At 53.7% G+C, this 12,112-nt stretch carries 12 protein-coding genes and 2 tRNA genes; 10 read left to right on the top strand and 4 right to left on the bottom strand.

The window, feature by feature from the left end; all coding sequences use genetic code 11:
- From sucD to IE090_RS14305, 9 genes are all read left to right on the top strand, one after another.
- On the top strand, positions 1 to 873 hold the full coding sequence (sucD, locus tag IE090_RS14265) for a succinate--CoA ligase subunit alpha (protein WP_189389291.1): 873 nt from the start codon (positions 1 to 3) through the stop codon (positions 871 to 873).
- A gap of 137 nt (positions 874 to 1,010) precedes the next feature.
- Positions 1,011 to 2,117, top strand: coding sequence for a methyl-accepting chemotaxis protein (locus IE090_RS18015; RefSeq protein WP_189389294.1), 1,107 nt, complete (start codon positions 1,011 to 1,013; stop codon positions 2,115 to 2,117).
- Between the two features lie 57 nt (positions 2,118 to 2,174).
- Entirely contained in the window at positions 2,175 to 3,683 is a 1,509-nt protein-coding gene (gene gltX / locus IE090_RS14275) for a glutamate--tRNA ligase (RefSeq protein ID WP_189389297.1), read from the top strand.
- Positions 3,684 to 3,791: 108 nt separating this feature from the next.
- Positions 3,792 to 3,867: transfer RNA gene (locus IE090_RS14280), tRNA-Ala, on the top strand.
- A 15-nt stretch (positions 3,868 to 3,882) separates the two neighbouring features.
- Positions 3,883 to 3,958 (top strand) — tRNA-Glu (locus tag IE090_RS14285).
- Positions 3,959 to 4,023: 65 nt separating this feature from the next.
- Complete coding sequence (locus IE090_RS14290; protein ID WP_189389300.1) at positions 4,024 to 4,596, top strand: KdsC family phosphatase; 573 nt, start codon at positions 4,024 to 4,026, stop codon at positions 4,594 to 4,596.
- Positions 4,593 to 5,600 (top strand): NAD-dependent epimerase, encoded by a 1,008-nt coding sequence (locus tag IE090_RS14295; protein ID WP_189389302.1) that lies wholly within the window; start codon positions 4,593 to 4,595, stop codon positions 5,598 to 5,600. Before IE090_RS14290 ends, IE090_RS14295 begins: the two co-directional genes overlap by 4 nt.
- 2 nt (positions 5,601 to 5,602) lie before the next feature.
- Complete coding sequence (gene kdsB / locus IE090_RS14300) at positions 5,603 to 6,367, top strand: 3-deoxy-manno-octulosonate cytidylyltransferase (protein ID WP_189389305.1); 765 nt, start codon at positions 5,603 to 5,605, stop codon at positions 6,365 to 6,367.
- 31 nt (positions 6,368 to 6,398) lie between these two features.
- A complete protein-coding gene (locus tag IE090_RS14305) occupies positions 6,399 to 6,827 on the top strand; it encodes a DUF3429 domain-containing protein (protein ID WP_189389308.1) in 429 nt (142 codons plus the stop codon).
- A gap of 29 nt (positions 6,828 to 6,856) precedes the next feature.
- Here the strand turns inward: IE090_RS14305 and IE090_RS14310 are convergent, their stop codons facing one another.
- From IE090_RS14310 to purB, 3 genes are all read right to left on the bottom strand, one after another.
- Positions 6,857 to 7,768, bottom strand: coding sequence for a GNAT family N-acetyltransferase (locus IE090_RS14310; RefSeq protein WP_189389311.1), 912 nt, complete (start codon positions 7,766 to 7,768; stop codon positions 6,857 to 6,859).
- A 2-nt stretch (positions 7,769 to 7,770) separates the two neighbouring features.
- Positions 7,771 to 8,895 carry a cupin domain-containing protein gene (locus IE090_RS14315; protein WP_189389314.1) on the bottom strand — a complete coding sequence of 375 codons (1,125 nt, stop codon included), beginning with the start codon at positions 8,893 to 8,895 and terminating at the stop codon, positions 7,771 to 7,773.
- A 63-nt stretch (positions 8,896 to 8,958) separates the two neighbouring features.
- Complete coding sequence (purB, locus tag IE090_RS14320) at positions 8,959 to 10,326, bottom strand: adenylosuccinate lyase (RefSeq protein WP_189389428.1); 1,368 nt, start codon at positions 10,324 to 10,326, stop codon at positions 8,959 to 8,961.
- Positions 10,327 to 10,467: 141 nt separating this feature from the next.
- Here purB and IE090_RS14325 point away from each other — a divergent pair, with 141 nt between their 5' ends.
- The gene (locus IE090_RS14325; protein WP_189389316.1) at positions 10,468 to 11,031 is read left to right on the top strand and encodes a DedA family protein; all 564 of its coding nucleotides are present in this window, start codon (positions 10,468 to 10,470) and stop codon (positions 11,029 to 11,031) included.
- A gap of 42 nt (positions 11,032 to 11,073) precedes the next feature.
- Here the strand turns inward: IE090_RS14325 and IE090_RS14330 are convergent, their stop codons facing one another.
- Positions 11,074 to 11,907, bottom strand: a complete 834-nt coding sequence (locus IE090_RS14330; RefSeq protein ID WP_189389318.1) for a 6-carboxytetrahydropterin synthase — start codon at positions 11,905 to 11,907, stop codon at positions 11,074 to 11,076.
- Positions 11,908 to 12,112 lie beyond the last annotated feature (205 nt).

The following is a 12,112-nucleotide window of genomic DNA, read 5'->3' on the forward strand; positions in this document are numbered from 1 at the left end:
ATGTCTATTTTGATTAACAAAGACACCAAAGTTATCTGTCAGGGTTTCACTGGCGGTCAGGGTACTTTCCACTCTGAGCAAGCCATTGCTTACGGCACGCAAATGGTTGGCGGTGTAACGCCAGGCAAAGGCGGCACTGAGCACTTGGGTCTGCCAGTGTTTAATACCGTTGCCGAAGCAGTAGAAGCGACTGGCGCAGAAGCGTCTGTTATCTACGTACCAGCACCTTTCTGTAAGGATTCTATCCTGGAAGCCGCTCACGCTGGCATTAAGCTGATCGTCTGCATCACTGAGCACATTCCAGTGATGGACATGCTGGAATGTAAGGTCAAGTGTGATGAGCTGGGTGTTCGTCTGATCGGCCCTAATTGCCCAGGCGTGATCACTCCAGGTGAATGCAAAATCGGCATTATGCCAGGCCACATTCATTTGCCAGGTAAAGTCGGTATCGTATCTCGCTCCGGCACCCTGACCTATGAAGCCGTTAAGCAAACCACAGACGCGGGCTTCGGTCAGTCGACCTGTGTTGGTATCGGTGGTGATCCGATTCCAGGTTCTAACTTCATCGACATTCTGGAAATGTTCCAGAACGACCCACAGACGGAAGCCATCGTGATGATCGGTGAGATCGGTGGTACTGCAGAAGATGAAGCAGCGGCTTACATCAAAGAAAACGTGACCAAGCCGGTTGTGTCTTACATCGCTGGTGTGACTGCACCCAAAGGTAAGCGCATGGGCCATGCGGGCGCGATCATTTCAGGTGGTAAAGGTACCGCTGATGAAAAATTTGCTGCTTTGGAAGATGCCGGTGTTAAAACCGTGCGCTCTTTGGCGCAAATCGGCGACGCATTGAAAGAAGTCACTGGCTGGTAATACCGCTAGTTGATTGAAAAAACCGGGGCATGCCCCGGTTTTTTTATGCCCGCAGCCAATCCCTAGCTAAGCTGAAGTAAACCAAGAAGGTGGTCGATAACCAGATATAGCTGTCGCTACCAAGGGAGGAAGCAACTGTGTGGTTTAAAGCAAGTCAGCCGAAGACGTCGGCAGAGGTCGAGGGGTTAAAAGAACGCGTACAGCGTTTGGAGCGTGACAACGAGTTGTTACGCAAGGTTAAGCAGGTGGCAGATATGCGCACCGAATACAGCCTAGCGCAACTGACGGAACTCGAGAGTCTGCGCGATTTGTGGTTTTCATCATCGACTGCGTTGGATGATATTCGCAACACCATGGCAGGTAGTGCTGAGATGATGGAAGAAAAAAACAAAGAAGTGGTAGGGGCGATCAACGAAGTGGCCGGTATTGGCACGACATTGGATCATTTAATGGCCCAGTTGCGCAGTATTGGCGAAGACACCGCAACGGCATCGGAGGCGGTGTCTGGCCTCAAGCAAGTCGCCAGTGGCATCCAAAATTTTGTGGGGCTGATTCAAGGCATTTCAGAGCAAACCAACCTGTTGGCGCTGAATGCGGCCATTGAAGCAGCGCGGGCAGGGGAGCAGGGTCGAGGTTTTGCCGTGGTGGCCGATGAGGTGCGCACCTTGGCCCAGCGCACGGCCGACGCCACAGCAGAAATCGGTTCGTTAATTTCGACGATTGGCGGTGAAGTGGATTTGGTCGCCAATGGCATTAGCACCGTCGGCAGCCGCAGCGGCGAGCTGGCTGAAAATGTACAACAAGTGGCGGCTCAGGTGGTTTCCGTTGGCAGTGTTTCTGAGCATGTATCCAGAAGTTTTACCACCACGGCCAACAGCAGCTTTATTGAGACCGTGAAGCTCGATCATGTGGTGTGGAAGTCCAAGGTATATCAGGCGATTTGGAGTCAGGATGAGGACGCCGCAGCAGGCCTGGCCGATGATACCAGTTGTCGCTTGGGGCGCTGGTATCACGAGGGTTTAGGTTTTCAGCGTTACCGTCATCTAACTGCTTATGCGCGCTTAGAAGAACCCCACTCGGCGGTACATCGCCAAGGCTTTAAAGCGTTGGAAGCGCATCGCAGTGGCAATTCACCGCAAGCCATTAACCATTTGGAGCAAATGGAGAAGGCCAGCGAGCGGGTGGTCGCCATTCTCAGTGATATGGAGGCGGAGATAGAACAAGACGGCGGGGCTGGTGCGTGATGGCAGCGATTTCTCTATAATCGCCGCCTTATCCAACCCTATCCGAAAAGGACCGTTATGACTGTTCGCACTCGTGTCGCTCCGTCGCCCACCGGCGACCCTCATGTAGGCACCGCTTACATCGCCTTGTTTAATTTGGCCTTTGCGCGCCAGCATGGTGGCCAGTTTATTTTGCGTATTGAAGATACAGATCAGGCTCGCAGTACGGCGGATTCCGAAAAAACCATTTTGGACAGTCTGCGTTGGCTAGGGCTGGAGTGGGACGAAGGTCCAGATGTTGGCGGACAGCACGGACCTTATCGCCAGAGTGAGCGCAAAGACGTTTATATCGAGCATGTTGAAAAACTGCTGGCTTCTGGCCATGCGTTTAAGTGTTATCGCACGCCGGAAGAACTGGAGGCGTTGCGCACTCAACGTCAGGAGCAAGGCCAGCACACAGCCTTAAAACCTTCCGATCTAGAGCTGCCGGCAGAGGAGCAAGCACGCCGTGAAGCCGAAGGTGCGCCCTTTGTGGTACGTATGCGGGTCCCAGAGGATGGCGTTTGTGTTGTCACGGATATGCTGCGCGGCCCAATAGAACTCGACTGGGCGCAAGTCGATGCACAGATTCTATTAAAGTCCGATGGCATGCCGACCTATCACCTGGCCAATGTCGTCGACGACCATTTAATGCAAATCACCCACGTGATTCGGGGTGAAGAGTGGATCAGCTCAGCGCCAAAACATGCCTTGCTGTATCAATACTTTGGCTGGGAAATGCCGGTACTTTGCCACATGCCGCTGCTGCGCAACCCAGATAAAAGCAAGCTCAGTAAGCGTAAAAACCCGACGTCTATTTTGTATTATGAGCGCATGGGCTTTATGCCAGAGGCGCTGTTGAACTATTTGGCGCGCATGGGTTGGTCTATGCCGGATGAAGCAGAAAAGTTTTCTCGCCAGCAAATGTTCGAGCATTTCGATATTTCTCGCGTATCACTGGGTGGCCCAGTGTTTGATGTTGAAAAATTACGCTGGTTAAACAGTTTGTGGTTGCGTGAGTTGGATGCCGAGCAATTTGTGCAGCGCTTTACAAGCTGGGGTTTTGATCAGCAACGTGTAGAAGCATTAATTCCTCATTTATTGCCACGGGTAGAGGTGTTCTCTGATGTGACGCCTTTGGCTGGGCATTTTTTGTCTGGCATGCCGGTATTAACTGCCGCGGATTTTGAGCACAAGGCGTTTGATGAAGAAAGCCTGCTGGAAACACTGCAGTTTGGTCTGTGGCAGTTGGAAGCCATTCGTCACTGGGACAAACCAGAAATCGAAGCACGGTTATTTGCGCTGGCCAAATTGCAGGAGCTGAAAGTCAGAGATTTTCTGTTTCCATTCTTTATGGCGATTGCTGGAACGTCGCAAACCATCTCTGTGCTCGATACCATGGCGTTGCTGGGGCCAGACATTAGCCGCGCGCGTATTCGCCATGCCATTGATGTACTCGGTGGCGTCGGCAAGAAACGGCTGAAGAAGATGGAGCGCAAATATCGCGAGCTGGATGCCGCCGTCACCGCCGAACTGCACGCGAACTAGGGCGTCATCGCGCTCTGGTGGGGTAAGTCATTGTTTTAGAGAATTTTTTTAAAAAAAGTTGTTGACACCCACCAGGGCGCTACGTATTATACGCCCACGTTTTGAGACGGGGCCTTAGCTCAGCTGGGAGAGCGCAACACTGGCAGTGTTGAGGTCAGCGGTTCGATCCCGCTAGGCTCCACCAAAACCTTTTCTTAGCGTCCCCATCGTCTAGAGGCCTAGGACACCGCCCTTTCACGGCGGTAACAGGGGTTCGAATCCCCTTGGGGATGCCATCTTTTCCCGATTAATTCCATAACGCGGTACAATGCAATTATGGAGATTAATAACGGGAATTATCATGGTTCATCTTCCTGACGCAATCAAAGAAAAAGCTCGCGCAATCAAATTGGTGGTATTTGATGTCGACGGTGTGTTGACTGATGGCACGCTGAGTTATTCTGCCGATGGCGAGCAAGTTAAGCACTTCAATGTAAAAGACGGTGTTGGTATTAAACTGCTGGGTCAGTTTGATATTTTAACCGCTGTTATTTCTGCCAAAACATCTGCACCTCTGAGCCGTCGAATAAAAGATCTTGGCATCGCTCATTTTTACCCCGCCTGCCATGACAAATGGCAACAGTTATCTTTACTCCTAGATGAGCTATGGCTATCGCCCGAGCAGGTTTGCTATGTCGGTGATGATGTCATTGATTTAAAGGTCATGAAAAAAGTAGGGCTGAGTATTGCCCCTGCCGATGGTTACTGGCTGGTACGAGAGCACGCCGATCTGATTACCGACAGTCTGGGTGGCCGGGGCGTGGCAAGGGAGGTCGCAGATGTTATTCTGGGCAGCCGCATGCCATTGGCAGAGGCTTATATCAAAGCCATGCTGCCAGAATTTGAGCAGTCTTCTGAGGAACGCAGTTCGTGAAATACCTGATTACTGGCGCCGCTGGATTTATTGGCGCATTTACCGCTCGCTCGCTGTTAGAGCAGGGTCACGAGGTCATCGGCGTAGACAATCTGAATGATTATTATGATGTCTCCCTAAAACATGGACGGCTGGAATGGCTAGCTCACTACCCAGCTTTTCAGTTTGTAACGCTTGAGCTGTCTGATCGCCAAGCCGTTAATCAGGTTTTTTCGCAGCACGAGTTTGACCGCGTTATTCATTTGGCTGCGCAAGCGGGCGTGCGCTATTCCATTGAAAACCCTCACGCCTATGTCGACAGCAACCTGGTTGGTTTTGTTAATATTTTGGAAGCCTGTCGCCATCAACAAACGCCGCACCTGGTGTTTGCATCGTCCAGTTCTGTTTACGGCTTGAATGATCGCATCCCGTATCAAACCAGTGATCGAGTGGATCATCCGGTTTCTCTGTATGCGGCTACCAAGAAGTCGAATGAGCTGATGGCTCATACCTATGCGCATTTATACCGTTTACCCGTTACCGGGTTGCGCTTTTTTACGGTGTACGGCCCTTGGGGTCGGCCGGATATGGCTTATTTTAGTTTTACCCGCAAAATTCTCGCCGAAGAAACCATTGATGTTTTTAACCACGGCAAGATGCAACGCGACTTTACCTACGTCGATGACATTGTCGAGGGGGTGTGTCGTGTGGCAGAAAAAATACCGCAGCCACAGTCTGACTGGACGGTCAGCACTGGCGATGCCAGTCGCAGCAGTGCACCTTACAAAATTTACAATATTGGTAACCACAACAGCGTAGAGCTAGGTACCTTTATTGACACCATTGAGCAGGTGCTGGGTAAAAAAGCCAAGAAAAATTACGTCGATATGCAGCCCGGAGATGTGCTGGCCACTTATGCCGACGTCGATGATTTAATGGCCGATGTGGGGTTTGCACCGAATACATCGCTGGCCACGGGGTTGGAAAATTTTGCCCGTTGGTATCGTGATTATTATAAGGTATGAGTATGTCTGATTATAAAATTGTGATTCCGGCGCGCTACAGCTCCAGTCGGTTGCCAGGCAAGCCGTTGTTGGAGTTGGCGGGTAAGCCGATGATTCAGCACGTTTACGAACGTGCTTTGAGCACGGGTGTGCGTGACATCGTGGTGGCTACTGATGACGTGCGTATCGAGACCGTGGCGCGTAATTTCGGTGCGGACGTCGTAATGACGGCACCAGATCACGAAAATGGCACCGAGCGAATCGCCGAGGTGGCCAAACTACGGGGTTGGCAATCCGATGATGTCATCGTGAATTTACAAGGCGATGAGCCCTTGATTCCCAAAGCCTTGGTGGAAGCGACGGCGGCTGGATTATTAAATAATCCTGAGGCTGGCATGAGCTCGCTGTGTACACCCTTGACGCAAGCACGTGAAGTATTTGATCCGAATATTGTAAAAGTGGTGCTCGATCGCCAGCATTTTGCCCTGTATTTTTCTCGTGCGCCGATTCCCTGGGATCGGGATCAGTACGCTGATGGCGCTGCCATCACCAATAAAATGCCGGTGTTCCGTCATATTGGCATGTACGGTTATCGCGTTTCTTTTTTACAGCACTATCAGTCCATGGAGGCCTGTGCATTGGAACAAACCGAGTCGCTCGAGCAATTGCGGGCATTGTGGTACGGCACACGGATTCATATGACGGTAATCGATCAGGCACCTGGACACGGGGTTGATACCCAAGCGGATGCGGAGCGCGTCGCAGAATTATTGCGCACATCACAGTGATGTTGGCGCAGTTATATATAGGAGAGCATTTATGCAGCAATGGCTGGCACAACTAAATCTGACCGAGCGTCTTGGCTATGCTGGGTTGCTGCCCTTCGTTTTAACCGCGATGGGTGTGTTGCTCGGTATTGAGGGCAGTGAGGCATTATTTAAGCTTTATTCGGTGGTGATTCTGGCGTTTATGGCGGGGGCTTGCTGGGGGGCGTTGCAATCCATGGGAGAAAAAGCCGCTTCCATTGATTTGTTTTTGTCGATTGGCACGTCGCTGTGGGCGTTGATGATTTATTTTATTCCTTTTGCGGTGGCGATTCCGCTGTTGGTGATTGGTTATGGCTTGCTGTTGTGGCTGGACACTGACAGCAATGTTGCCAGCCACTATAACGCCCGTTATTCCTATCTGCGCAAAGTGCTGACGGGCGTGGTGATCAGTCTGCACGTGCTGGTGTTTTTATTTAGCTGAGGGTGCTAAAACGCTCAGGTCGGCAGCCGCTAGAGCCGTAAGCGCTTGGCCTCGCGTAACGGTTGGCTGCTGCGCCATTGCTCCTCGAACTGTTCACGCGCTTTGCTGGCGGCGGCGCGATCACTGAATGAAGCCAGAGAGCGATCTGCGTCTAATCGCACATGGCACCCCGGCATCAAAATCAGCTCGTTACGTTCGACGCCGCTAAACTGGCGTGCTTCAAAGCGGCTGGTAAGGCGCTGCTGCAATTGCATGAGAGGATGGTCGGCCAACCCGGCATATTCGCCGGGTATTAATAGTTGTAAACGGCGTTGGCGGCCGTGGCGAACAAAATAGCTGATGCTGTCGAGGGTATCGCGGCTGCGCCACAAAGGTTGGTTGATGTCGACAATGCTGAGCATGGCTTGGCGTTGGCCGCCGCGCAATGCCAGCTGCACTAAGCCTGCGGCAGCGGCATCCCCTTCTAACCGATACGCGTGTTCATCTTGGCCAGGCACAAAGCGCTGGCTATCGCTTTCGGTGCGCGCCAACACTTTGCGGATGCTCATATGGGCAATGCCCGCGTCCCAGTAAAACTCTGGCTCTGGGTGATAGCCGTTGCGACGATAAAACTCGTACGCCGAGGTTTGTGCGCTGGCTTTGATTTGGCGCCACTGTCGTTTTTCGCGCGCGTGTTTTTCCAACGCGCGCAGCAGGCGTGAGCCCCAGCCCTGTTGACGATGCTCGGGTAATACCGCTAGGCGACCAAAGGTACCATCGCTCAGCAGCCGGGCGCAGGCCACTGGTCGCTTGCCGTCATAGCAAAGAAAGTGGTTGGCATGAAGATCGTCATCGTCCCACTCGTCTTGTTCGGCAATGCCTTGTTCTTCGATAAAGACGCGGCGACGAATATTTTGCAGGGTTTCACGCTGCTGTTGCCAGCTGACGACGTCGATTTCCATGGTTAGTCCTCCGGTTGCAACAGCTGACGCTGAATCAGTGTATCCAGCACTTGGCGGCTGTCGGTGGTTAACTCAGGCGGATGCAGTCTATCGGCAGTATAGCGCCGCTGTTGACACAGGTAGCGCACCCATTCGAGGTCGTTGGCATCAATGGCATACGCTTCGCCCATGACGTAAAGCCTCAAGCAGGTGTCCTGGCTGTAGGCCATGCGCACAAAACCCGGTCGCTGCCAGTGCTCGGCGTCACTGAGCTGAGCGTCGGGCAAGTCTTCAGGGACCAGCTCCGGATATTTGGCTTCGGTCATCAGTTGGCCCAAGGCAGCTTGCAGCTGATCGATGGGTGCTTGCTGCAAGGCTTTTAGCATGCGCTGGGCGTCACTGGCGGTAATCTCAGCATCGTCCTGGCGTGGTTCGAGGTCAGGGTCTTGGTAGCGCCAGTCTTCGTTTTTGCACATCGACAGCTGATCGGCCAATGTATCGGCTAAATCGCTGGCGGCGGGGGCACGAAAGCCAATGGAATAGGTCATGCACTCGCCGCGGGCGATGCCGTAGTGGGCCAGTTGTGGCGGTAAATACAGCATGTCACCAGGGTTGAGGATCCAGCTGTCGTTTTGCTCAAACTGCTCTAAAACACGAATGGCGGGGCCTTGCAGGCAAGCGGAGTGTGAATCACAGTGTTGGCCAAGGCGCCATTCGCGCTGTCCCTCTGCTTGTAGCAGGAAAACATCGTATTGGTCGTAGTGCGGCCCAACACTGCCACCGTCTGTTGCATAGCTGATCATCAGATCGTCGCGGCGCCAGCCGGGAATAAAACGAAATTGCTCCAAAAGTTCACAGGCTTCGGGCAGCCAATGGTCAACGGCTTGCACCAGCAAGGTCCAGTGGCTGTCGGGCAGCTGACGAAAGTCGTCTTCTGTGAACGGGCCACATTTCAGCTGCCAAGGGCCATCTTCCCCGTGTTCTTGAATAAGGCGGCTTTCGACTTCTTCATCCAGTGATAAGCCTGCCAGTTCCTCAGCGCTTAATAGCGGCTCAAAACCTGGCCAGGCATTGCGAATGAGTAGCGGCTTTTTTTGCCAGTAGTCGCGCAGAAAGGTTTCTACGCTGATATCACCCAATACGTGCATACATAAACTTCTTTGATGGCATGAAAAAGGGCAGCCGAAGCTGCCCAGTCGCGATGATCGATCTTAAATGGCTTTTGCCTGAGCGGCGGCATTGCCGATGTAGCTGGCCGGCGTCATGGCGTTTAGCTCCGCTTTGACCGTGTCTGGCAGCTCCAAGCTGGCGATAAATTCACCCATGGCGTCTTGGGTAATGGCTTTGCCACGGGTAAAGGCTTTGAGCTTCTCGTATGGCTGCTCGATGCCGTAGCGACGCATGACGGTTTGGATCGGCTCGGCCAGTACTTCCCAGGCGTTATCGAGGTCTGCAGCCACGCGCTCGGCGTTGACTTGCAGCTTGCTGATGCCCTTCATGGTGGCCTGGTAGGCGATCATGCTGTAGCCGGCACCAACGCCCATGTTGCGTAATACGGTAGAGTCGGTCAGGTCGCGCTGCCAGCGTGAAATTGGCAGTTTGGCGGCCAAGTGATCGAGCACGGCGTTGGCCAGGCCAAGATTGCCTTCAGAGTTTTCGAAGTCAATTGGGTTGACCTTGTGCGGCATGGTTGATGAACCCACTTCACCGGCAATGGTGCGCTGTTTGAAATAGCCCAGCGAGATGTAGGCCCAAATATCGCGGTCGAAATCGATGACGATGGTGTTGAAGCGGGCGATGGCATCAAACAGTTCGGCCATGTAATCGTGTGGCTCAATCTGAGTGGTGTACGGGTTCCAGCTAAGGCCGAGAGACTCGACAAACTGCTGGGCATTGGCTTGCCAGTCGACGTCCGGGTAGGCCGATAAGTGCGCGTTGTAGTTACCGACGGCGCCGTTGATTTTGCCCAGTAAGCTGACAGCTTCCAGTTGCTGAATCTGGCGCTCTAGGCGCGCGACAACGTTCGCCATCTCTTTGCCCAGGGTTGTGGGGGAGGCGGTCTGGCCATGGGTGCGCGACAGCATTGGCAGTTCGGCGTGCTCGTGGGCCAGGGCGCGAATGGCATTGGCGATGTCGCGCATGGCAGGCAGCAATACTTGGTCGCGGCCTTGGCGCAGCATCAGCGCATGAGACAAGTTGTTGATGTCTTCTGAGGTGCAGGCAAAGTGCACAAACTCGTTAATGGCTTGCAGTTCGTCGTTGCCGGCAAAGCGCTCTTTGATGAAGTATTCCACCGCTTTGACGTCGTGATTGGTGGTGGCTTCGATGGCTTTGATGCGCTCGGCATCGGCGACGGAAAAGTCGTCAACGATGGCGTTCAGCAGCGCATTGGCGCTGTCAGAAAACGCGGGCACTTCAGCAATGCCGGCATGATTGGCCAGCTGTTGTAGCCAGCGGATCTCTACTTCGACCCGGGCGCGGATCAAACCGTATTCAGAAAAGGCGCTACGCAGAGCGCTGGTTTTGCTGCCATAACGGCCGTCGATGGGTGAAATTGCGGTTAACGCAGACAGTTCCAGATTCGCAGTGGACATAGCAGTTCCCGGCTGAGCATAAATGAAAGGCGCGCAGTTTACCGGATTTTACCCGCCAGCGCAGCGCTGGCGGTGGTGGTCAGACCTGCTAAAATGGCCGTCCTTTTTATCGCTTAGGTCTCAGGCATGTTGGAATCGCTGCTGAGCTACTCAAGTCATCCGGCCTGGCTGGTGTTGATCATCATTGTTTCCACCTTTGCCATGGAAGATTTGGCCATTATCGGTGCGGCTTTGCTGGCCGCCAGCGGCAGAATAGCGCCGGAGCTGGCCTTTGCAGCCACCTGTTTCGGTATGTTTGTCGGCGATACTGCGCACTATTTGTTTGGCCGTTTGGCGCTGGTGTGGCCTTGGCTCAATGCGCGCATGCAGCATGATTTGATTCAACGCCAAGTGGTGCCGTTGCAGCAGGCGCCTTGGCATCAGCTGGCGTTAATTCGCTGCATGCCAGGCCTGCGCTCGTTTGGTTACATTGCCTGTGGCTTGGCGCGGGTGCCCGGTTCGACCTTTACCATTGCCAATGTGGTATCGATTCTGGTGTGGGCGGCTGGCTTATTTGGCGTGGCCTATTGGTTGGGTAACCGCTACGCCGAGGATTTGCAGCAGTGGCTGTGGTGGCTGTTGCCGGTGGCGCTGCTGCTGTTTTTCATCGGTCAGCGCCGCTTGCGGCAAAACGTCGAGCAGACTGCTTAAGGGTACCGAATTATTCAGAGGTGTCCTAAGCAGATCGCCAGCCTAAGCGCTGGCGATGGCGCCCTTATTGACTCCTTCAAACGCCTGCACCGTGACTTCGCACTGCGGATGCTCGGCTTTTATCGCCTGGGCAAGGTGCTGGGCGATGAATTCCACCGTGGTGTCGGTATTCATCTGGTAGCAGTGTTGAGCTGGCATGCGCAGCTGAAATTCACCTTGCTGTGCCTGATAGGCGTAATCAATGTATTGATCGTCGCGTGCCACGACGTCTTCGTCGCTGCCTAAATAAATGTCGCTCCAGCGCTTGGCCCAGCGTTGTTCTTCGTTGTGGCTGCGCTGGCCATCTAGCTGAATCACAATGCGCGAACGGTGGCCGTGGGCAATGCGCTGGCAGTTGCCTAGGTGTTTTTTCAAACCATGGCTGTAGTGGTAAAACGCGCCTTCAATTTGCTCGGGTACAAAGCCCAGTTGCAGTTGCTCGACGTTCACCGGAAAAAATGGCTTGAGCTGCTGTCGGCACCAGTGGGCGACGCTGTCGGCATCGATGCGGTCACTGTCGATCAAGGCCACCGCCTGGCGTGGAGCGCGCATGCTGATCACACCTTGCTGGCTTTGCCATTCGAGGCTGATGCCGTCGTCGTGGTGTTGCAAACTCAGCTCGGCGGCTTGGGTCGGCACTAATAGGCGATGATCAACTTCGTCATCCAGCCAGTTGCGTAAGGTTTTTTTGACCTGGCCAAAATCGCAAATCATGCCTTGCTCGTCCAAGGCGCCGTCGAGACGGGCACTGGCCCACCAAGTTTCGCCTACCAAGCCGCGCTGCGCGTCCAAGTAGCTGAAATCGACATTGGTGAGCTGATCAACAAAGAGTTGCATGGGGGTTCTCAATCGTACTAATCGCAGGGGCGCGCATGATAACGGAGTCTGGCGGTGGCTGCATCTGCCAAGCGCAATGTGTGTTGGAAGGTCAGGTGGTGGTTGATGGGCGTCGGCGAGGAAAATCCCTGTTATGATAGCCGCCGCTGGCCAGCAGGCCGCAATGAATGCTGATATCTATGCTCTGGTGGCGCCAGAGCTAACG

Source organism: Bacterioplanes sanyensis, from assembly GCF_014652515.1.
GTDB classification, from domain to species: Bacteria; Pseudomonadota; Gammaproteobacteria; order Pseudomonadales; family Oceanobacteraceae; genus Bacterioplanes; species Bacterioplanes sanyensis.